At 66.8% G+C, this 21,780-nt stretch carries 23 protein-coding genes; 15 read left to right on the top strand and 8 right to left on the bottom strand.

What is annotated here, in order from left to right; translation table 11 throughout:
- The first annotated feature begins 7 nt into the window (after positions 1-7).
- From atpF to WC971_08650, 14 genes are all read left to right on the top strand, one after another.
- Complete coding sequence (gene atpF / locus WC971_08715) at positions 8-514, top strand: F0F1 ATP synthase subunit B (GenBank protein MFA5844893.1); 507 nt, start codon at positions 8-10, stop codon at positions 512-514.
- Positions 504-1,061 carry an ATP synthase F1 subunit delta gene (gene atpH, locus WC971_08710; protein MFA5844892.1) on the top strand — a complete coding sequence of 186 codons (558 nt, stop codon included), beginning with the start codon at positions 504-506 and terminating at the stop codon, positions 1,059-1,061. The genes atpF and atpH overlap by 11 nt, the downstream gene beginning before the upstream one ends.
- Positions 1,062-2,591, top strand: coding sequence for a F0F1 ATP synthase subunit alpha (gene atpA / locus WC971_08705; protein MFA5844891.1), 1,530 nt, complete (start codon positions 1,062-1,064; stop codon positions 2,589-2,591).
- 9 nt (positions 2,592-2,600) lie between these two features.
- Complete coding sequence (locus WC971_08700) at positions 2,601-3,485, top strand: F0F1 ATP synthase subunit gamma (protein ID MFA5844890.1); 885 nt, start codon at positions 2,601-2,603, stop codon at positions 3,483-3,485.
- A 1-nt stretch (position 3,486) separates the two neighbouring features.
- Positions 3,487-4,923, top strand: a complete 1,437-nt coding sequence (gene atpD, locus WC971_08695; protein MFA5844889.1) for a F0F1 ATP synthase subunit beta — start codon at positions 3,487-3,489, stop codon at positions 4,921-4,923.
- Between the two features lie 11 nt (positions 4,924-4,934).
- Entirely contained in the window at positions 4,935-5,357 is a 423-nt protein-coding gene (atpC, locus tag WC971_08690; protein ID MFA5844888.1) for an ATP synthase F1 subunit epsilon, read from the top strand.
- Positions 5,358-5,430: 73 nt separating this feature from the next.
- Positions 5,431-6,687: a UDP-N-acetylglucosamine 1-carboxyvinyltransferase gene (murA, locus tag WC971_08685; GenBank protein MFA5844887.1), complete on the top strand. Its 1,257-nt coding sequence runs from the start codon at positions 5,431-5,433 to the stop codon at positions 6,685-6,687.
- 13 nt (positions 6,688-6,700) lie between these two features.
- The gene (gene fabZ / locus WC971_08680) at positions 6,701-7,123 is read left to right on the top strand and encodes a 3-hydroxyacyl-ACP dehydratase FabZ (protein MFA5844886.1); all 423 of its coding nucleotides are present in this window, start codon (positions 6,701-6,703) and stop codon (positions 7,121-7,123) included.
- 40 nt (positions 7,124-7,163) lie between these two features.
- Entirely contained in the window at positions 7,164-8,459 is a 1,296-nt protein-coding gene (locus tag WC971_08675; GenBank protein ID MFA5844885.1) for a nucleotide sugar dehydrogenase, read from the top strand.
- The gene (locus tag WC971_08670; protein MFA5844884.1) at positions 8,460-9,482 is read left to right on the top strand and encodes a Gfo/Idh/MocA family oxidoreductase; all 1,023 of its coding nucleotides are present in this window, start codon (positions 8,460-8,462) and stop codon (positions 9,480-9,482) included.
- Position 9,483: 1 nt separating this feature from the next.
- A complete protein-coding gene (locus WC971_08665) occupies positions 9,484-10,224 on the top strand; it encodes a DapH/DapD/GlmU-related protein (GenBank protein ID MFA5844883.1) in 741 nt (246 codons plus the stop codon).
- An 81-nt stretch (positions 10,225-10,305) separates the two neighbouring features.
- Positions 10,306-11,406: a DegT/DnrJ/EryC1/StrS family aminotransferase gene (locus tag WC971_08660; protein MFA5844882.1), complete on the top strand. Its 1,101-nt coding sequence runs from the start codon at positions 10,306-10,308 to the stop codon at positions 11,404-11,406.
- Between the two features lies 1 nt (position 11,407).
- A complete protein-coding gene (wecB, locus tag WC971_08655) occupies positions 11,408-12,487 on the top strand; it encodes a UDP-N-acetylglucosamine 2-epimerase (non-hydrolyzing) (GenBank protein ID MFA5844881.1) in 1,080 nt (359 codons plus the stop codon).
- A gap of 1 nt (position 12,488) precedes the next feature.
- Entirely contained in the window at positions 12,489-13,910 is a 1,422-nt protein-coding gene (locus WC971_08650; GenBank protein ID MFA5844880.1) for an LCP family protein, read from the top strand.
- A gap of 5 nt (positions 13,911-13,915) precedes the next feature.
- On the opposite strand, the gene WC971_08645 is transcribed toward WC971_08650, so the two are convergent.
- On the bottom strand, positions 13,916-15,145 hold the full coding sequence (locus WC971_08645; protein ID MFA5844879.1) for a glycosyltransferase family 4 protein: 1,230 nt from the start codon (positions 15,143-15,145) through the stop codon (positions 13,916-13,918).
- 281 nt (positions 15,146-15,426) lie between these two features.
- Between WC971_08645 and WC971_08640 the strand changes: the two genes are divergently transcribed.
- Entirely contained in the window at positions 15,427-15,606 is a 180-nt protein-coding gene (locus tag WC971_08640) for a hypothetical protein (protein ID MFA5844878.1), read from the top strand.
- 100 nt (positions 15,607-15,706) lie between these two features.
- On the opposite strand, the gene WC971_08635 is transcribed toward WC971_08640, so the two are convergent.
- The 7 genes from WC971_08635 to WC971_08605 all read right to left on the bottom strand — a co-directional run bounded on the left by WC971_08635 (position 15,707) and on the right by WC971_08605 (position 21,469).
- Entirely contained in the window at positions 15,707-15,985 is a 279-nt protein-coding gene (locus WC971_08635) for a hypothetical protein (GenBank protein ID MFA5844877.1), read from the bottom strand.
- 186 nt (positions 15,986-16,171) lie between these two features.
- Positions 16,172-16,768: a hypothetical protein gene (locus WC971_08630; GenBank protein MFA5844876.1), complete on the bottom strand. Its 597-nt coding sequence runs from the start codon at positions 16,766-16,768 to the stop codon at positions 16,172-16,174.
- A 240-nt stretch (positions 16,769-17,008) separates the two neighbouring features.
- Positions 17,009-17,446: a hypothetical protein gene (locus WC971_08625; protein ID MFA5844875.1), complete on the bottom strand. Its 438-nt coding sequence runs from the start codon at positions 17,444-17,446 to the stop codon at positions 17,009-17,011.
- Between the two features lie 161 nt (positions 17,447-17,607).
- Complete coding sequence (locus WC971_08620) at positions 17,608-17,901, bottom strand: type II toxin-antitoxin system RelE/ParE family toxin (GenBank protein MFA5844874.1); 294 nt, start codon at positions 17,899-17,901, stop codon at positions 17,608-17,610.
- Positions 17,898-18,179 (bottom strand): type II toxin-antitoxin system Phd/YefM family antitoxin, encoded by a 282-nt coding sequence (locus tag WC971_08615; protein ID MFA5844873.1) that lies wholly within the window; start codon positions 18,177-18,179, stop codon positions 17,898-17,900. The genes WC971_08620 and WC971_08615 overlap by 4 nt, the downstream gene beginning before the upstream one ends.
- 148 nt (positions 18,180-18,327) lie before the next feature.
- Entirely contained in the window at positions 18,328-19,098 is a 771-nt protein-coding gene (locus WC971_08610) for a class I SAM-dependent methyltransferase (GenBank protein MFA5844872.1), read from the bottom strand.
- A 241-nt stretch (positions 19,099-19,339) separates the two neighbouring features.
- Positions 19,340-21,469, bottom strand: a complete 2,130-nt coding sequence (locus WC971_08605) for a VCBS repeat-containing protein (GenBank protein ID MFA5844871.1) — start codon at positions 21,467-21,469, stop codon at positions 19,340-19,342.
- Positions 21,470-21,780 lie beyond the last annotated feature (311 nt).

Here is a 21,780-nt window from a genome sequence, read left to right as displayed (position 1 = left end):
GTGACAGATGGAAGCGATCCTGCCCCATGAGTTCCTGCCCGAGATACTCGTATCGCTGATCTCGTTCCTCGTGCTCTTCACGGTGCTCGCGAAGTTCGCCTTCCCGCCCATCGTGAAGATGCTCGACGATCGCGCCGAGAAGATCCGCGAGTCCCTCGAGAAGTCGGAGGCCACCCGCGTGGAGGCCGAGCGTCTGCTCGAGGAGTACAAGGTACAGATGGACGAGGCGCGCCAGGAAGCCGCCAAGGTCATCGAGCAAGGCCGCAAGATCGCCGAGACCATGAAGTCCGAGATCGTGGCGAAGGCCCGCGAAGAGGCGGAGGCCGAGAAGGTCAAGGCCATCGCTGCCATCGCCGCCGAGAAGACAGCCGCGATGGCCGAGCTCCAGGCCGCCGTCGCCGATCTCTCGGTCGCGGTCGCCGGCAAGCTGATCGGCGCCTCCTTGAAGAAGGAGGACCATGCGGCCCTCATCGAGCGGTACATCGCAGAGGTGGGGACACTGCATGAGAACTAGCGACGACGTCGGGACGTACGCGTCCGCGCTCTTCGACCTGGCGACGCTCGCGGGCGTTGTGGACGAGGTCGACGAGGACGTCAAGAACGTGGTCAAGGCGGTCAGGGGGCACGTCGAACTGCGCGAGGCGCTCGTCGACACATCGTTGCCGGTCGAGAAGAAGCGTGACGTGCTCCGAGACATCTTCGGGGGCAGCGTCTCTCCGGAGGCCCTCGCCGTCGTCACGCTGATGGTCGAGCGCGACATGGCCGGTTCTCTCGGCGATCTCTCTCGCGCGTTCGGCGAGATCGCCGAGAAGGAGCGCGGTGTCGTGGTCGCCGAGGTGACCACGGCCGTGGAACTCGACGCAGCGTTGCGCGAGAAGGTCGCGCAGAAGGTGGCCGCTTTCGTCGGCCACCCGGTGACGCTGCGCGAGCGCACCGATCCCTCCCTCATCGGCGGGATCCGCATACTCGTCGGAGGACGCGTCCTCGATGGGAGCGTCTCCTCCATGCTCGACAACGTACGTTCCGCTCTCTGTACTGCACACCAGGGAGGTGAGGCGTAAGTGGCGGACATCACCGCAAGCATCATCGACTCGGTCCTCAAGGCCCAGTTGGCGTCGTTCACCCCCGCGGTGGACGTGCGGGAGGTCGGCACCGTCATGGCTGTCGGCGACGGTATCGCTCACGTCGACGGCCTGAAGGGCGCGATGGCCGGCGAGCTCCTCGAGTTCGTCGGCGACGGAGGCAAGGTCGTCTACGGCATGGCCCTCAACCTCGACGAGCATGAGGTCGGTGCGGTCCTGCTGGGCGAGACCTCGCTCATCCGCGAGAACGACACCGTGCGCACGACGGGCCGCATCGTTGAGGTCCCTTCGGGCTCCGGCTTCCTCGGCCGCATCGTCGACCCGCTCGGACAGCCGGTCGACGGCAAGGGCCCGATCCAGGCGGAGGGCCATCGTCCGATCGAGTTCAAGGCCCCTGGCGTCGTGGCGCGCAAGCCGGTCCACGAGCCGCTCCAGACGGGCATCATGGCCATCGACTCGATGATCCCGATCGGACGCGGTCAGCGCGAACTCATCATCGGCGACCGCCAGACCGGCAAGACGGCCATCGCCGTCGACACGATCATCAACCAGAAGGGTCAGGGCGTCGTCTGCGTCTACGTCGCGATCGGCCAGAAGGCCTCCACGATCGCCGGCGTGGTGCGCACGCTAGAGGACCACGGCGCGATGGACTACACCATCGTCGTCTCCGCGACCGCGTCCGATCCCGCTCCGCTCCAGTACATCGCGCCGCTCGCCGGGTGCGCCATGGCGGAGTTCTTCATGTACGAGAAGAACGCCGCGACGTTGTGCATCTACGACGACCTCTCGAAGCAGGCCGTCGCATATCGCCAGATGTCGCTGACGCTGCGCCGCCCTCCGGGCCGCGAAGCGTATCCCGGCGACGTCTTCTACCTGCACAGCCGTCTGCTCGAGCGCGCCGTCAAGATGAGCGACGCCAACGGCGCCGGTTCGCTGACGGCCCTGCCGATCATCGAGACCCAGGCCGGCGACGTGTCGGCCTACATCCCGACGAACGTCATCTCCATCACGGACGGGCAGATCTTCCTCCAGTCCGACCTCTTCTTCCAGGGCGTGCGCCCCGCCATCAACGTCGGCATCTCGGTGTCGCGCGTCGGCGGTGACGCCCAGATCAAGGCGATGAAGCAGGTCGCCGGAAGCTTGCGGCTCGATCTCGCGAACTACCGCTCGCTCGCGGCGTTCGCGCAGTTCGGGTCGGACCTCGACAAGTCGACGCAGTCCACGCTCTCGCGCGGCGCGCGCCTCGTCGAGCTCCTCAAGCAGGGCCGGTACGTGCCGATGCCCGTCGAGCGCCAGGTCATGGCGATCTTCGCGGGCACAAAGGGCTATCTCGACGGCTACGAGGTCGCGAACGTGCTTCGGTTCCGTGACGAGTTCCTCGAGTTCGTCGAGAGCGCGTACCCGGAGATCGGCAAGGTTATCGCGTCGGAGAAGGTGATCTCCGACGACACGGAGGCCAAGCTGCGCAAGGCGCTCGAAGAGTTCTCCCAGTCGTTCTCGGTGGCGTAGGGGCCAGGCATGCCGAACCTCCGCGACATCAAGGACCGCATCGTCAGCGTCGAGTCGACGCGCCAGATCACGCGCACCATGGAGATGGTCGCCACGGCGAAGATCAAGAAGGCGCAGGAGCGCATCGAGTCCGCGCGCCCTTACGCCCTCTCGATGGTCGAGGTCCTCGGCAACGTCGCGCGCTACGTGCAGGGAGCTTCGCATCCGCTGCTCGAGGAGCATCCGGACCGCAAGCGCGTGTGCGTCATCGCGGTCACGTCAGATCGCGGCATGTGCGGGGCGTTCAACGCGAACATCCTGCGCCTGACGGGAGACATCGTGCGCGACGAGGGCGCGGTCGGGGTCGAGACAGACCTCATCCTCGTCGGCAAGAAGGCGATCGGCTACTTCCGCTATCGGGGCGTGGAGCCGGTCTCCGCGTATCGCGACATCTCGGACAAGCCCACCTTCGCCGACGCGCACTCCATCGCGGGGCACGTCATCGGCGCGTATACGGCGGGCGAGCTCGACGCCGTCTACGTCATCTTCAACCGCTTCAAGAACGTCGCCGAGCAGAAGCCGGAGGTCCACCAGCTGCTCCCCATCGAGCACCGGGTGATGGACGAGGCCGAGGGCGACCTCGGTGTGCGGCCGGAGTACCTCTTCGAGCCGGACTCCGCGACCGTCCTCGAGCGGCTGCTCCCCACGTATGTCGAGACGCTCGTCTATCGCGCGCTCATGGAGTCGGCCGCGTCCGAGCAGGGCGCGCGCCGCACGGCCATGAAGTCCGCGACGGATAACGCCAGCGAGATGATCACCACGCTCACCAGAAGCTACAACAGGGCCCGGCAGGCGGCCATCACGAACGAGATCGCCGAGATCGTCGGCGGCGCGGCCGCACTCGAGGAGGCCTGACATGGCAGATCCCAAGGAGAAGGAAACGCCTATGAACGCCGGACGCATAGTGCGCGTCATCGGCCCGGTCATCGACGTCGAGTTCGGGCCGGACACCATGCCGTCGATCAACAACGCGCTCACGGTCGACGCCGAGACGCCCGTCGGCACCCTGCGCCTCGTCGCAGAGGTGCAGGCGCACCTCGAAGGCAACGTCGTGCGCGCGGTAGCGATGTCTTCCACCGACGGTCTCACCCGCGGCATGTCCGCCATCGACACCGGCGGGCCGATGATGATGCCGGTCGGGCCTTCGACGCTCGGCCGCATCTTCAACGTGCTCGGTGAGGTCATCGACGGCGGCCCCGAGGTCAAGGCGGAGGACTCGTACCCGATCCACCGCGAGCCTCCCCACTACGAGGACCTCGAGAGCAAGACCGAGATCTTCGAGACGGGCATCAAGGTCGTCGATCTGCTCGAGCCCTACATCAAGGGCGGCAAGACCGGCCTCTTCGGCGGTGCGGGCGTCGGCAAGACCGTCATCATCATGGAGCTCATCAACAATCTCGCCCAGGCGCACGGCGGCACCTCCGTGTTCACGGGCGTGGGCGAGCGCACCCGTGAGGGCACCGACCTCTGGATCGAGATGAAGGAGTCGGGCGTCATCGAGAAGACGTGCCTCGTGTACGGTCAGATGAACGAGCCGCCCGGCGCGCGTCTCCGCGTCGGTCTCGCGGGGCTCACCGCGTGCGAGTACTTCCGCGACCAGGGCCAGGATGTCCTGCTCTTCATCGACAACATCTTCCGTTTCACCCAGGCGGGCTCCGAGGTCTCGGCGCTGCTCGGCCGCATGCCTTCCGCGGTCGGCTACCAGCCCACCCTCGCGACAGAGATGGGCGAGCTCCAGGAGCGCATCACTTCCACCAAGCGCGGCTCCATCACCTCGGTCCAGGCGATCTACGTCCCGGCCGACGACCTGACGGACCCCGCGCCGGCCACGGCGTTCACGCACCTCGACGCGACGACGGTCCTGTCGCGCTCCATCTCGGAGCTCGGCATCTATCCGGCCGTCGACCCGCTGGCCTCGTCATCGCGCGCACTCTCCGCGGACGTCGTCGGCGAGGAGCACTACCGCGTCGCGCGCGCCGTGCAGCAGATCCTCCAGCGCTACAAGGACCTGCAGGACATCATCGCGATCCTCGGCATGGACGAGCTCTCCGAAGAGGACAAGCTCGCCGTCACCCGGGCCCGCAAGATACAGCAGTTCCTCTCCCAGCCGTTCTTCGTCGCCGCGCAGTTCACCGGCATGGAGGGCAAGTACGTCAAGCTCGAGGACACCATCCGCGGCTTCGCGGAGATCGTCGAGGGCAAGCACGATGACGTGCCGGAGCAGGCGTTCCGCTACGTAGGCACCATCGAGGAGGCCCTCGAGAAGGCCGCCGGGCTCGCGGCGACGGCTTAGGGCACGCGAAGATGGCACGCACCCTCCTATGCGAGATCGTCACGCCCGAGCGCATCCTATACACCAACGAGGTGCGGATGGTCGTCGCCCCGACGCTCGAAGGCGAGATCGGCATCCTGCCGCTGCATGCGCCTCTCGTGACGGTGCTCGCTCCGGGTGAGATCCGCGTGCGCTACGGCGACAGCGAGTCCGAGATCGAGTGGTTCGCGATCGCCGGTGGTTACCTGCAGGTCCACGAGGACAAGGTCATCGTCCTCGCCGACCAGGCGGTGTCGGCGTCGCAGATCGACGTCGAGCGTGCCCGGCATGCCCGCGATCTCGTCGTGCAGCGTCTGAAGGACCTGCCCAAGGAAGACGAGCCGGGGCTCGCCGAGACGGAGCGCGACCTCAAGTGGTACGAGGCGCAGTTGAAGGTCGGCGGGAAGCGCGCCTGAGCGCGTCGACAAGATGGTGACGGAGCGGCGGTCCCTGGAGGGTCGCCGCTCTTTCGTGTGCTACGCTGGCGACATGGCTTCCATCCGCATCACCGGCGGGCGCCCGTTGCGCGGGGAAGTTCGCGTCGGCGGCGCGAAGAACTCGGCGCTCAAGCTCATGGCCGCCGCCATCCTCGCCCCCGGCGTCTCGGTCATCCGCAACGTCCCCGACATCACCGACGTCGCGACGATGTGCGACGTGCTGGCGGGTCTCGGCGTGCGCGTCGAGCGCTGTGACGGCTCGCTTCGGGTCGACGCCACGGAACTGACCTCGCACGAGGCCCCGTACGAGATGGTCGCGCGCATGCGCGCCTCCATCGTCGTCCTCGGACCGCTGCTGGGCCGGCTCGGCGTGGCCCACGTCGCTCTACCCGGCGGATGCAACATAGGCACGCGCAAGATCGACATGCACATCTCCGGGCTCAAGCATCTCGGCGTCGAGATCGGTGGTGGCCACGGCTTCATCGACGCGAAGGCCGATCGTCTCGTCGGAGGTCACGTAGTCCTCGACTTCCCGAGCGTGGGGGCGACGGAGAACCTGCTCATGGCGTCGGTGCTCGCCGAGGGGACCACCACCATCGAGAACGCGGCGCGAGAGCCCGAGATACAGGACCTCGCGGCGTTCCTCAACGAGATGGGCGCCGGTATCGAAGGCGCCGGCACGCAGACGCTCACCGTCGAAGGGGTGCGCACCCTTCATCCCGCACAGCATTCCGTGATCGGCGACCGGATCGAGGCGGGGACGTACCTCGTCGCCGGCGCGATCGGGGGAGGGCCGCTCACGGTGCGGGGAGTGGATCCCGGCCACATGGAGATGGTGCTGGCGAAGCTCGAGCAGGCGGGCTGCCGCGTCGAGGCGCTCGCTGACGGAGTGCTCATCGAGAGGACGGGGCCTCTGCTTCCCGTCGACGTGGCGACGCTGCCGTACCCCGGCTTCCCGACCGACATGCAGCCGCAGTTCATGACGCTGATGTCCATGGCCGGCGGCAACAGCGTGATCACGGAGAACGTCTTCGAGAACCGCTTCATGTTCGCCGACGAGCTCACGCGCATGGGCGCCGACGTCCGCATCGAGGGGCACCACGCGCTCGTGCGCGGCGTGGACCAGCTTTCGGGAGCCCCGGTCCGCAGCCCGGACCTACGCGCGGGCGCCGCGCTCGTCCTCGCGGGGTTGGCGGCCGACGGCGAGACCGTCGTCGGCGACATCCACCACATCCTGCGCGGTTACGAAGGATTCGTTCAGAAGCTGTGCGACGTAGGCGCGCAGGTCCGCGTCGACGAGACCGACTGAGGAGGTCGAAGACATGCTCGATCGTGAGGGTATAGAGGCGATCATCCCGCATCGCGCGCCGTTCCTGCTCGTAGACACCATCGAGTCGTACGAGCCGGGCGTCGCGGCCACCGGGACGCTCTCGGTGCGCGACGACATGTTCTGGGTCCCCGGTCACTTCCCCGGGTATGCCGTGATGCCGGGAGTCCTGATCGTCGAGGCGATGGCACAGGTCGGTGCGGTCGCGCTGCTCTCCCTGGAGGAGAACCGAGGCAGGATCGCGCTCTTCGCGGGTATCGACAAGGTCCGCTTCAAGCGGCAGGTCCGTCCGGGCGACGAGCTTCGCCTCGAGGTGCGCATCACGCGCTCGCGTGGCCCGCTCGGATTCGGTGACGCGCAAGCTCACGTGGGCGACGAGCTCGCCTGCGCGGGCGAGCTCATGTTTGCGATAAAATGAGCACGCGGGAACCGGCGGCGAAAGGGCGGGGCACAAGCGAATGGGACTGAAGGAGCGCTTCGCCGACGGCAGCGCGGTCCTCGGGGTCGTCGGACTCGGCTACGTGGGCCTTCCGCTCGCGGTCGAGATGGCGAAGGCGGGCTTCCGGGTCGTCGGCTTCGACGTGACCGAGGAGAAGGTCGCCCGGATCAACGCGGGAGACAGCTACATCCCCGACGTGCCCTCCGACGTGCTCACTCCGCTCGTGAGAGAGGAGTTCCTCCGCGCGACGGTCGACTTCTCCGAGGCTTCCGGGTGCGATGCCGTGGTCATCTGCGTGCCGACGCCGCTCGACACGATGAAGGAGCCGGACACCTCCTTCATGGAGGCCGCCGCGCGGTCGATCACCCCGTACCTGCACGCGGACATGCTCGTCACGCTCGAGTCGACGACGTACCCCGGCACCACCGAGGAGGTCGTGCAGCCCATCCTCGAGGCGGGTGGCCTCAGGGTCGGCGTCGACCTCTTCCTGGCCTTCAGCCCCGAGCGGGTCGATCCCGGCAATCCGACCTACCAGACGCGCAACACTCCCAAGGTCGTCGGGGGTGTCACGCCGGCGTGCACCGAGCACGCGGTCGAGATGTACTCGCGCTTCATCGACACGGTCGTAGCGGTGTCGAGCACCCGTGCCGCTGAGATGACGAAGCTTCTCGAGAACATCTTCCGGTGCGTCAACATCGCGCTCCTCAACGAGCTGCTCCGTCTGTCGGACCGCATGGGCATCAACATCTGGGAGGTCGTGGACGCGGCGAAGACGAAGCCGTTCGGCTTCATGCCGTTCTATCCGGGCCCCGGCCTCGGTGGGCACTGCATCCCCATCGACCCCTTCTACCTGTCGTGGAAGGCGCGCGAGTTCGACTTCCACACGGAGTTCATCGAGCTCGCCGGTAAGGTCAACGAGGACATGCCGTACTACGTGGTGACACGCCTGATGAGCGCGCTCAACACGCACCGCAAGCCGCTCGCCGGCTCGCGGGTGCTCCTGCTCGGTGTCGCTTACAAGGCGGACATCGACGACATGCGCGAATCGCCGGCGATACGGATCGCCGAGCTCCTCCTCGAACGGGAGGCCGAGCTCATCTACCACGACCCGCATGTGGCCGAGTTCCTCGCGGACTCGCGGGTCATGCGCAGCGCGCCTCTCACGCCGGAGCTGCTCGAGAGCTGCGACGCGGTGCTCGTCGTGACGAACCACGCGAACCTCGACTACGACATGGTCGTTCGCCACGCCCCGCTCATCCTCGACACGCGCAACGCGCTCAAGTCGTTCAGCAGCGACAAGGTGGTGCTCCTCTAAGTGGGCGGCGAGCGGCTCCGCGTCGGCGTCGTCGGATACGGATACTGGGGCCCCAACCTGGTGCGGAACCTCGCTCGTCTCGAGGACGCGGACCTCGTCGCCGCGTGCGACGTCAGCGAGCGCAACCTCGCGCGATTGAAGGCCGCGCATCCCGGCGTGCCGACGACGACGGACCTCGATGAGATGCTCGACGGCACGCACGTCGACGCGGTCGTCATCGCGACGTCGGCGCCGACGCACTTCGCCATCGCGAAGCGCGCGCTCGAGGCGGGGAAGCACTGCTTCGTCGAGAAGCCGCTGACGCTCACGTCCGCGGACGCCGAGGCGCTCGTCGCCCTCGCGGACGAGCGGGGTCTGACGCTCATGGTCGGGCACCTCATGGAGTACCACTCCGCGATCAACCACATCCGCGACTGCATCGCCTCGGGCGAGCTGGGAGACGTGCTCTATCTCTACGCCCAGCGCCTCAACCTAGGGAAGGTCCGCACCGAGGAGAATGCGTTCTGGTCGCTCGCGCCGCACGACGTCTCCATCGTGCTCTACCTGCTCGGCGAGGCGCCGGACTCCGTCTCGGCGAACGGCGCCGCCTACATCAACGCCGGTGTCCAGGACACCGTCTTCGCGAACCTGCATTTCCCGAGCGGGCGCATGGCTAACATCCACGTGTCGTGGCTCGATCCGCACAAGGTACGAAAGTTCACCATCGTCGGCACGAAGAAGATGCTCGTCTTCGACGACATGCAGTCGGAGAAGGTCTGGATCTACGACAAGGGCGTCGAGCCCGCCGAGGCGCTCGGCTACGGCGAGGACCTCGCACTGCGCTTCGGAGCGGTGACGGCGCCGTTCATAAAGATGAGCGAGCCGCTCGCGACAGAGGTCGGCCACTTCGTGGAGTGCTGCCGCACGGGCGCCACGCCCCGCAGCGACGGGCGCGATGGTCTGCGCGTGGTGCGCGTGCTCGAGGCGGTCGACGCCTCGATGGCGGCCGGCGGGGCCCCCGTCGCGCTGCCCGCGGAGGCGTGACGTGACGGCCTACGTGCATCCGAGCGCCGAGGTCGGCGCGGACTTCTCGCCGTCGCCTTTCACCATCATCGACGCCAGCGTGCGCATCGGCGACGGGGTCACGCTCGGTTCTTTCGTCCACATATGCGAGGGCGCCGTCGTCGGCGACGGCGTGACGATCGCGGACCACGCGGTCGTGGGCAAGCGGCCGAAGCTCTCGGCGCGCTCGACAGCGAAGTCGGGCGACCTCCCGGGCGTCGTGCTAGGGGCGGGATGCTCCGTCGGCGCGCACACGGTGCTCATGGCGGGCAGCACCTTCGGCGAGAGGGTGGTCGTCGGCGACGGCGCGGGCGTGCGCGAGCGTTGCGCGATCGGCGACGACGTCGTGCTCGGGAGGGGCGTGACCGTCGAGAACGACACGACCGTCGGTGCCCGGACGAAGGTGCAGACCGGCGCGTACATCACCGCGCACGTCACCATCGAACAGGACTGCTTCATCGCGCCGATGGTGGTGACCACGAACGACAACTACATGGGTCGCACGCAGGAGAGGTTCGCCCATCTCAAAGGGTGCACGGTGCGCCGCGGCGCGCGGATAGGCGGCGGGGCGCACATCCTGCCCGGCATCGAGATCGGCGAAGAGGCGTTCGTCGCCACCGGCTCCGTCGTCACCCGGGATGTGCCGGCTCGCGCGCTCGTGATGGGCTCGCCGGCGCGTGTCGTTCGGGATGTGGACCCGGCGCAGCTGCTCGGGAACGAGTGACACGACGTTGACGGCGTCGTCCCGCCGCCGTCGCACGTGGCATCATACGAGGGACATCCGACCTAGAAGGAGCGCCCGTACATGGGAGTGCCGCTGCTCGACCTGAAGGCCCAATACCGCGGCTTGAAGCCGGAGATAGACGCCGCCGTCGAGGAGGTCCTGACGAACGCGGGCTTCATCGGAGGCCCGAAGGTCCGCGAGCTCGAGGAGGCCGTCGCCGCGTACGTGGGCACCCGCTACGCCGTCGCGTGCGGCAACGGCACCGACGCGCTCATCCTCATCCTCGAGTCGCTGGACATCGGGCCGGGCGACGAGGTGGTCACGACGCCCTTCACGTTCTTCGCGACCGCCGAGTCGATCAGCCGGGTCGGCGCGACGCCGGTCTTCGTCGACATCGAGCGCGACACGTACAACCTCGACGTGACGAAGCTCGAGTCCGCGATCACGCCGCGGACGAAGGCGATCATGCCGGTCCACATCTTCGGGCAGTGCGTCGACATGGACGCCGTCCGCGATCTGGCCGACGCGTACGGGATCAAGGTCGTCGAGGACGCCTGCCAGGCGATCGGCGCGACGTTCGGCGGCGTCAAGGCCGGCGCGCTCGGCGACGCCGCGGCGTTCTCGTTCTTCCCGAGCAAGAACCTCGGAGGGGCGGGCGACGGCGGGATGCTGACGACCGACGACGAGGCGCTCGCCTCGTATGCGCGCAAGCTCGCTACCCACGGCACCACGAAGAAGTACTTCCACGACACCCTCGGACACAACAGCCGTCTCGACGCGCTGCAGGCGGCGGTCCTGCTCGTGAAGCTCCCGCACATCGACGAGTGGAACGCGGCGCGCCGGGCCGCGGCGGCCGTCTACGACGAGCTGCTCGCGGACGCGCCGTTGACGCTGCCGGTGCGCCGGGGGGGTGGGGAGCCGGTCTACCACCTCTACATCGTGCGCACGCCGAAGCGCGAGGCGGTCATGGAGGCGCTCAAGGAGGCGTCCATCGGCACCGCGATCTACTACCCGCTCTCGCTGCACCTGCAGGAGGTCTACCGCGGTCTCGGCTACGCGGTCGGCGACCTGCCCGAGTCGGAAGCGGCGCAGGCGCAGACGTTCGCCCTGCCGCTCTTCCCCGAGATCGAACGCGCCCAGCAGGAGGAGGTCGCGCGCGTCGTGCGCGCGGCGCTCGCCTAGCATGCTGATAACCTCCGTCGTCGGGGCCAGGCCCCAGTTCATCAAGGCCGCGCCGGTCTGCCGCGCGCTGCGTGCCGGTCACGAGGAGGTGCTCGTCCACTCGGGGCAGCACTACGACCACGGCATGTCGGCGGTCTTCTTCGAGCAGCTGGGCATCCCCGAGCCGGACGTCGACCTCGCCGTCGGATCCGGCGGTCACGGGAAGCAGACCGGGGAGATGCTCGCCCTAATCGAGGACCTGTTGCTTCAGCGCCGGCCCGACGCGGTGCTCGTCTACGGAGACACGAACACGACGCTCGCGGGCGCGCTCGCCGCGGCGAAGCTGGGGATCCCCGTCGTGCACGTCGAGGCGGGGCTGCGGTCCTTCGACCGCACGATGCCCGAGGAGATCAACCGTGTCCTCGTCGACCACCTCGCCGAGCTCCTACTGTGTCCGACGGCGGTCGCCGTGCGCAATCTGGCCGCCGAAGGCGTCACCGAGGGCGTAGAGCTCGTCGGCGACGTCATGCTCGACACAGCGCGCTTCTTCGTGGAGGGGTTCGACGGCGCCGCCGTCCTGGCGGAGCACGGTGTCGAGCCGCGCGGATACTACCTCGCCACGCTGCACCGAGCGGCTACTAGCGACGATCCCGAGCGGCTCGCGTCGGTGGTGCGCGCCTTCGGGAGGCTCGACATGCCCGTGCTTTGGGCCGTCCACCCGCGCACCGCGAAGAACCTCGACGGGTTCGGCCTGCGACCGCTGCTCGAGACGCTCCCGGGTATCGTGCCGCTGGAGCCCCTGCCGTACCTGGAGACCAACGCGCTGCTGCGCGACGCAGCCGCGCTGCTCACCGACTCGGGCGGCATGCAGAAGGAGGCGTACTTCCTCGGCGTCCCCTGCGTGACGCTGCGCGACACGACCGAGTGGGTCGAGACCGTCGACTTCGGGTGGAACACCCTAGCGGGCACCGACGAGGACCGCATCGTCGCTGCCGTGGCCGGCCTTACGTACCCTCCGGTCCATCCCGACGTGTACGGGGACGGTCACGCCGCCCAGGCGATCGTCGCCGCCATGGAGCGGCGATTCGGGGGCGTGACCTAGCTTGGGAAAGCATTCGGGCAGCATGCTCACGTCGGGCGGCAAAGGCGGGCGCGACCCTCGCGACCGGGATGCCGCGGTGCGGGCCCGCCGCGCGGAGCGCGATCGGCGCCGCGGGCTCGTCGAGTCCGAACCCGAGCTGCCCATACATCGCGAGAGGCGCCACACCGCGCTCAAGCGCACGGGGCTCGCCGTGCTCGCGTTGCTCATGGTGGTAGCCCTCGCCGGCAGTGCGTGGGCGTACTTCTTCATGCGCGGCGTCGAGACCGACATGCAGCGCGCAGTCAAGGCCGACCCCAAGGTGTCCAAGGCCCTAGCGCCGAAGCCGGAGCCGATGAAGCCGTTCACGGTGCTTTTGATCGGCAGCGACTACTTCGGCCGGGACTCGGACGCGCGCGCCGACACCATAATCCTCGCGAAGGTGGATCCCGCGACGAAGAAGGTGTGGATGATCTCGGTCCCGCGCGATACGCGGGTGGACATCCCTGGACACGGGCACGGGAAGATCAACGTGACGTACAAGTACGGCGGCGCCGCGCTGACCGTCAAGACCGTCGAGCAGCTGCTCGGCACGCCGGTCAACCACTACATGGAGGTGAGCTTCCGGGCGTTCAAGGAAGCCGTCGACGCGATGGGCGGCATCTGGATCGACGTCGACCTCGAGATCGACGACCGCAAGGCGGCCAGTTTCAGCCCGGGACACTCCGCGTACCACATCGACCCGGGCTACCAGAAGCTCGACGGGACGTATGCGCTCACCTACGTGCGCAGCCGCGACTTCCCGGACGCCGACTTCACGCGGATGCGCCACCAGCAGACGTTCTTCAAGGCGCTGGTCAAGCAAGCGCTGCGGGTCGGCAACTGGTGGCGGTTGCCGAGCATGGTCCGCGTCTTCGCACGGTACACGCGCACCGACATGAGCGTCGGCGAGATCATCACGCTGGCGAGGGCGATGCGCGGGATGAGCGAAGGGAACCTTCAGGCCGCGACGCTGATCGGCGAGTGGCACAGCCCCTACATCATCACGGACGAGACGGTCCGGGCGAACCTGATCCAGGCGCTCAAGACCGGAGGGGACATCGAGACGACCACGACACCGCCGGGCGCCCGCGCGCCGCAGCGGATCACCGTGACCGTGCGCAACGGCGCTGGCATCTCGGGTGTGGGCAAGGAGGCCGCGTCCGTGCTCGAGCAGGCAGGGTACCGCGTCGTCGAGGTGGGCAACGCCAACCAGTTCGTCTACGCGAACACGCTGATCGTCTTCCAGCACGATGCGCCTTCCGCGACGATGGTCTCCCGGGCGCTGGGAGTCGGCGAGACCGTCGAGAGCCGGGGTATGTACGCGTTCACGACGGACGTGCTCGTGGTGGTCGGCAAAGACTGGCGCACGACGCACCCGACGTCGACGGTCCTGCCGCTGCGGTAGGGACTTTAAGCTTCGCCCCGCTTCTTCGCCGCGTCCTCCAGCACCGCCGTGAGCCGCCGCGCGAGCACGTCGCGGTCGAAGTCCCGCTCGGCGAGGGCGCGTGCTGCGCGGCCCATGCGTACGCATGCCTCGGGGTCGTCGGCGAGCTTCTCGATCGCGTCGGCCAGGTCGTGGGGATCCTCGGGGGGTACGTAGAGGCCCGCGCCGTTGTCGACGACGAGCGGCCGCGTCCAGCCGGGCGAGTTGACGATGATCGGCTTCCCCGTCGCTAGCCCGTCGAAGAGCTTGTTGGGCGAGCCGGTATAGAGGATCGGCACCTTCGCTAGGTGCGACAGCACGACGTCGCAGGTGCGCAGGAGCGCGGGCATGTCCTTCTTCGGCACGGAGCCGATGATGCGAAGGCCGTCGAGCGTGTGCCGCTCCTTGTACGCGATGACGGCGGGGAGGCGCTTCCCGTCGCCCGCGACGAGGACGACGATGTCGCGCCGCTCGCGGTCCCTCAGGAGCAGCGCGGCCCGCGCGATCGTCCCCACCGCGTTCGCGGGGCCTATCGCGCCGGTGTAGCCGACCACGAATCTGCCGGCTAGGTCGTAGCGCTCCTCGAGTCCGGGGTCCTTCGGTCCGGGATGGAAGAGGTCGAGGTCGGAGCAGTTCGGGATCATGTGGATCTTCGCCGGGTCGGTCCCCTCGGCGAGGATGCAGTCGACCATGCCCGGCGAGAGCCCGACGACCGCCGCGCTGTCGCGGTAGAGGCGCCGCTCGAGCCGCTTGGCGACTCTGGCGATGAGGCCGCCCCGCTTGAGCGCCCCCATCTGGATCGCCGCTTCCGGCCATGGGTCGCGCACCTCGAAGACGAGCGGGACACGCCGAAGCTTCGAAGCCACGAGGCCCGGGATGCCGGCGGTCAGAGGTGTCGACGTCGCGAAGACGACGTCGGGACGCGGCGCGCGCAGCGCCAGCCACGTGCCGCCGAAGACGAAGAGCAGGAAGGCGAGCATCCGCCTGCCGTAGCCCATGTGGTTGGAGTACGCGCCCTTCACCGAGCGCACGTCGATGCCGTCGATGTCGAGGCGCGCGAAGAGCCGCTCGCCGTAAGGTGCGGGAAGTCGCGACCCGCCGGTCACCATGACGACCTCGTGGCCGTCGGCGACCATGCGGCGAGCGAACTCGTAGGAGCGGGTGGGATGCGAGCTCTCGCGTGTGGCGAAGAACTGGTGGATGTAGAGGATGCGCATGGCGGGCTCCAGGGTAGCACGGAGGGGGCGGGAGGCGCACCGGAGCGGGAGCCCCTTCGGGCGAGCTCCGCGCTACGGCCGGAGCCCTGCGGTCTCGACCTGCGTTCCGGATCGCCCTACGGAGCTCCCGCCAGGGTACCGCGAACCCCAGCGCTTCCGGCATGCTGCGACGCCCAACCTGGCCCGGCAGTTGCTTTCTTAAGTTTTGTGAATCGCTTGCTGAAGGACCCACCAGACGAGCGGCGAGAACGCAAGGGCGAAAGCGACGGAGGTTGTTGGTCATGACGAACGAACAGTTCAAGCACCTGCTCAGGGTGCTTGACACAGACTCGGTGCCCGCGCTCGACGAAGCGATACGCGTCAGCAGCAGCGAGTGGCGCCGCGGGGACGTGCACGCCATGTCCGAGATAACGCTCGGGTCTCTCCTGGGCGAAAGCGCGGAGCACGGCTCCACCGACTAGCCGAGTACGAAGCCGACGAAGGCGCTTGCCTCGTCCCACAGGATCGTCCCGGTGCGCCTGACGTGGCGCGCACGAGATGCCCCCTCGGTCTCTCGCATGGCTAGAAGGCCCGAGTTCGGAACCCTAACCGTGTCAGGACCTTGGGAAGACCGAGGAAGTGCGCGGAGCTTCCGGAGAGCGCCGTTCGGGATGTGCCACCCTCCATCACACGGACAGGGCCTTCACATACAGCGATGATCCGCTGCCTTGTCTCCTCGTCGATGGCGTCCGAGAACTCCATCGCGATGGGGATGGTCCCGCCCTCGCCGTCGGGCTTGTGCCAGGTCAGCAGCACCTGGGCTCTTTCGTCGCGGATCAGTTCGATGTTCGGCTTCAGCATGACCTTCCTCCCGAAGATGGATCCATGTCATCGGCGTGCTGCCGATATGACCGTCTCCGCAGAGAGAGCGACACAGCTATGGGGATCGTTCTGTCGAACGTGTCGCGCGAAACCTGCGGGGCGTTCCCCGCGCCACGGCCAGAGCATACCCCAGCGCGCCCTTTCTGGTTGACGCGCGGGTTCGCCCTACTCCCGCGGCCTCCGCTGCGCTCCTTCCAGCAGAAGGCGCGTGACGTCGGCGGCGACCTCCGGAGGCACGTGGCCGCGCACCAGGTTGTAGACCTCGCCATCCTTCTCGGGGAGCTGATGCCAGAAACGCGAGCTCACGGCGCGGATCGCGTCGGCCAGGCGTCCGATATCGCGTTCGGTGGGGGTCTCGCGAGCGAGCACGTCCAGCGCGGCGTGGAGCGAGTCCGCAAGCGGCAGCTGGCCCTGCGCACGGCCTGCCGGCGACTCATCGAGCGTGAACGCGCCGGCGATGCCGCGTCCGAACCGCATGCGCCATGCACGCAGTCCTGTGAGCAGCCCCGCCGTCGCGAGCACCACCCACAGCGTGTGGTACGTATCGGCGCCCAACCCCGCGGGCCATGTGCCGATCGTCTCCGCCGAGATCATCTGGGCCAGCATCGGCGGCATGGCGAGCGCCATCAGCACGGATGCGCTCAAGAGCAGTCCACCCCCGCGGGAGCGCAGGATCGACTCGCGGGGGGCCACGAAGGCGTACCCCACGATGTGTGCGCACACGCCGGATAGCAGCGCGGCTGCGATGAGACCTCCGAGCATGACCACCCTTTCGACAGCCGGGACCGCATCGTGTCCGCTGTTCGCTCACGCGGGAGCATCACTCGCCCCAAGCGCCAGTTCACAAGAGCGAGCCACGCATGTTGCCGAACGCATTGCGCCTCAGCGGCGCGTCATTACCGGTCTAGTCTATCGCGAACCGTCACCGCGTCCGCTGGAAGCACTTGCTCGACGCGCGTGATGTCTCTCATCATGCGTTCTGCGTTGCGCTTGTTCGGCGGGCTATCGGGTGACGACGAGATTGACTGACGGGGTCTCGCGATCGCCCAGGTAGGCAACGACCGCGTACGTTCCGGGCTCGTCAACGCGGAATCCGATCGAGCCCGAGATGGTCTCTCCCGGCGCGAGTCGCCGGCTGTTCGCCACAAGCGATGCCCCTGGCGGATAGGGCCAGGAGTCGAACACGACGCCCCCCGTGGATGACGTGGCACGGACGTAGAAGTAGTGAACACCCCCATAGAGGATGACCGCGGTTGTCGTCGTCACGTTGGAGTACTTCACGTTCGCCGTGATCGTTTCGCTGACCGACGCCGTGGCTCGATCCAGGCGGATGGAGAGGACGGGACTGCTCCCCTTCACGATGCGTCCGCCGGTCTTGATAGTGTGCGGAGGGAGCGCGACGCTCGCTTCGCGACTGCCCCGGGAGACGGAGTCTTCCATGTTGCCGCTGCATCCCACCGACGGAAGAAGCAGGGCGCAGGTCAAGAGAGTGCCGAAGAGGACAATCAGCGGTCGCCGCATGCTGCCTCCAAGGTCCGTGCTACTTCTCCGCCGAACGCGAGGGCCGGCCAGTCTGTGTCGAAGCGCTGGTTCGACACACCCTAGTCCAGCGCGTCGAGGGGCAACTCGCGACGCGCATGCCAGACGGTGACGATCTCGACTAAGTTGGTGCCGCGCCTGTAGACAACCCGATATGGGTCGACGAGGAGTTCCCGGACCTCGTCGCGCTCCAGTTCAGGGACGACCCTTCCGCTGTCAGGGAAGGCCACGAGCGATCTTACCTGGTCGAGAAGCCGCTCCAGCCATTGACTAGCGGCAACCGGACGGTCTGCGGCGATGAACGCCACCGCCTCGTCCACCTGTTCATCGGCCAGCGAAGACCAGACGACTCTCACTTGAGATAGCGTTCCCGGAGGCGTCGCTCAACTTCCTCGTGCGCGATGACCTGGCCCGCGTCGGCCTGCGCGAGTCCCGTCTGGACACTCTTCATGAAGGCGAGTTGGTCGAGCAGATCCTCGTAGACGTCGACGTCCAAGAGGACGGCCGCGCTACGTCCATTCTGCGTAAGAATCAGCGGACGCCCAGTAGAGTGGACCTGCCGCAGCACCTCTGAAGCGTGTGCGCGGAACTCCGTGACCGGACGGACGTCAGTGGATGGACGGAGCGGTGCCATCGCGGACCTCCAAGATGATGGATGCTATCAGGTACATGATAGCGTATCTTGTGTGGGACGCCAGCGCCTGTCGGCGGTTGTGTCTAACGCGCTGCAGAGCTAAGTGGTGCAGTTCAAACTTGAACCTACGCAGCGCGACCGACTTGCGTCAGCGCGTCGTCGTTGGCCTGCATGCGGTGAGCGAGAACATCAGGGGAATGTCACCGATGCCCGCCGGCATCCTCCACAGTCCGTCTGCGTCCTCCTCCATGAACTCAAGCACCTTCCACGGCACCACCGGATACTCCTGTAGCCGCTGGATCTGAAGGCCGTGCTTCAGTAGTGAGCCGACAATCTCCGAGAACGTGTGTTGCCATGCGTAGGAGTCTGCGACGAAGTCAGCCTCTCGGTCCGTGTAGCTGCCGTGCTCTTCGAATCGAATAGGCTCCCGCGAGAAGTACGGATAGCGCACGCCAAGCACTGGTTCCGTCGTTACGTCATCAAAGACCGTCAGGAACGGGTGCACGTCGATGATGTGGAACACCCCGCCCGGAGCAAGCCGAGACGCGATCATCTGGGCCCATCCGTCCAAGTCGGGCAGCCACATGATGGTTCCATACGACGTGAACACGACGTCGTACGCCGTCTCAGGCACGTCATCGGGCAGCTCCGCGACGTCTGCCTGGACGAACCGCACGGGCAGCTCAAGCCGAGCCGCGATCGAGCGCGCGGCTGCTACGGCGCGTGGCGAGAAGTCCACGCCCGTAACGTCCGCCGCGCCAGCAAGAGCGAATCGCAGTGTGTCGAGTCCGATGTGGGGCTGCAGGTGAAGCAGCCTCTTGCCGGCAACGTCGCCCACGACCTCGCGTGTCACCCAGTCGAAGGGACGAGACTCCGGGCTGGCGATGAACCCCTCGACGTCGTAGCCGGTGCCCGACATGTGGAGGTCCGTCCACCCGTCCCACAGCCGCAGATCGGTAGCGACTTCTTCGCGCACGGGTACCTCCGAACTATGTGTCTGTCGAACGTGTTGCGCATAACCAGCGCGGCGAAGCCGCGTCTGTGTTGATGCGCTGGTTCGACGCAGCCCTCTCCGACCTACGTCAATGGTGGGCTATCGTGGACGGCTTCGTACGTTCGGTCGCCGGGTCCCGATCCAGGGCTCCACCAGCGTACCGCTCCTACCTCACCGTCACGTAATCGTAGCCCCTCGACCAGCTCGCGAGATGGCCGCTGTCCGCGGGGTGATACGCCCGTAGGCGCCACCTGCCTCCGTATGGCAACTTCACCAAGACCTTGGACTTCGTGTAGGACGAGTAGTCGTACGCCTTGGCCTTCACATAACCGTAGCTCCTCCATCTGCCCGACACGTATCGGTACTTGTAGATGCGCATCGGGTAGGTGCCCGGGGTATGGCGCGGTTTGAGGTAGCCATAGACCGGGTAGTACCTCGTGCGGTACATCGCCGACGGTGCGACCGGTGTGCCCACGTAGGCTCTGACGGAGACTACGGCCGCAGTGCTCACGGAGCCGATATGCGTGGCCGTACCGGAGAACCGCGCGCGGTACCAGGTTCTTGCGGTCGGCTTAGCGCTCAAGGAGAAGGTGCCGGTGGCTGTCGTGGTGGCTGCGATGGTGGTCGCGTAGAAGAACGTTCCGTCGGCCGACCTCTCGAGGAATACCCGCTGCCCGGCCAGTGGCCTCGAATTCGATGTCAGGTTGCCGGTGAAGTAGTAGGTGGCGCCATAGCTGACGATCGACGAGGAGGAAGTCCGGGCTAGCCTCGTCATCGTGAACGTTGCTTCTGACGACCAAGTCGATCGCGCGAAAGACCCATCGACGGTCTGGACGCTCCAGTAGAACGTGCCCGTCGCCGGAAGACGCAGGTCGCGAAAGAGTACGTGTACCTGTCCCGGCCCGTTCGCCGCGCAACCAGAAACGACATCGCTCTTCCCGGGGCCGGTGCCCACGCGGACGTTGTAGGTGAGGCCGTTCGGGGGGGTGATCGAGTCGGAACCGGGTGCCCAGGAGAGGCGGACCCTAGCGTCGCGGGATGCAGCGTGGAGAGCGGACGGAGGAGCAGGAGGCGCGTTGCGTGCCAAGGAGTCCTCATTGTTCAGGTGAACCGTGTAGGTCCCGCTGAGAGCATCACCTGTAACGACGTCGATCCGGCCGTCGCCGTCGAAGTCGGCGGCAGCGATCGCCACAGTCTGGGCGGGAAGTCCTTCGAGCGTCTCTCGGATGAAGCCGCCTTGACCGTCGCCTCGGCACAGGTCGTCTCCCCCGTTCCAGTTGCCCAGGACGATGTCGGGAACCCCATCGTTGGTGAGATCGACGACATCGACGCTCTTCGCCTCGGAGCCCGCCGGACTCAATAGTCCTTCCATCAGTTCGAAGCCGGCGGCGCCTCCGTTCCGAAAGATCTTGCTCGTAGAGGAATGCACGGGATCGAATGAGTCGGCGACGACTACCTCAAGCAGGCCGTCCAGATCCAGATCCGCCAGCTTGACGTCGTAGGAGTCGTCGTCCTGGGTCGTCGGTAGAGGTGCCGAGTTAGAGAACACGCCCCTGCCGTTGTTGATGTGTACCTTGGCCGGATTCTCGCGGTATCGGTTCACGGAAACGTAGTCGGGGTCTCCATCGTTGTCGAGGTCCCCGAAGACGGTGTCCCAAGTGACATCGTCGCCGATTCGTTGGCCCGAGTCAGTGAAACGACCAGACCCGTTGTTCAGGTAGACCCGGTCGGCACGATCGGGGTCGCCGTTGTGGCCGCCGAAGACAAGGTCGTCGTCCCCGTCAAGATCGATATCGGCGGCATCGATCCCTTTCACTTCATTCACAGCGGGAACCAGGATTGTCTGAGACAGGCTGAAGTCGCCTCCCGGGGAGTTCGTGTAGACGCTCACACCACGCCATGCGTCTGCCGTCGCGATGTCAAGTCGTCCGTCCTTATCGAAATCCCGGAGAACGATTCCGAAGTTCCAGAGAGGGTTTGGGTCACTTGTCACTGGGAACGTGTCCTCCGTACTTGCGAACGAACCGTGTCCGTCGTTCAGATAGATTTCAATGATGGCTCCCCGACTCTGGGAGGCGACCACAATGTCTGCATCCCCGTCGGAGTCCATGTCGCCAACCGCGATAGAGCCTACGCCGTTAGGGATCGATCCCAGGCTCTGGCCCGTACCGGCAAGCGAGAAGGCGGCGGCCTCTGTGGGGAGGGCGCACAGGACAAGGAAGGCGGCGGCACACGCGATCGCCGCTACGGCCGATCGCGTGCATGGTTGTGCGTGCTCCCTGGCTGGCACAGTCATGCCCTGCGCCGTTCCCGGTCTGTGGATACTCCAACACGCTTGACTCCCGGCTCGAGAACCGAGGAAACCAACTGCGCCTGCATGAGGTCCCCCTACCTGCCGCCCGCCACTACGACGATCCCTGCAATTGAACCCCGCTGTCTCGCGTCGAACAATGATTGGACAGTCTGCACTATCCACGTGCACAGACTGCCACTTTCTGCATAAGACGTCACCGTCTCGGACGGCTGGTCTCCGTAATCCCGCGCTCACCAGCGGTTTCGTTGGGCCGCGCGAGATATGCTCGAGAGCGATCACAGTCTGTATATCCC

It is taken from the genome of Coriobacteriia bacterium (genome assembly GCA_041658765.1).
Lineage (GTDB): Bacteria > Actinomycetota > Coriobacteriia > Anaerosomatales > JBAZZO01 > JBAZZO01.
Note: the sequence above shows the minus strand (reverse complement) of the source record. Positions and strands in the feature narration are given on the sequence as shown.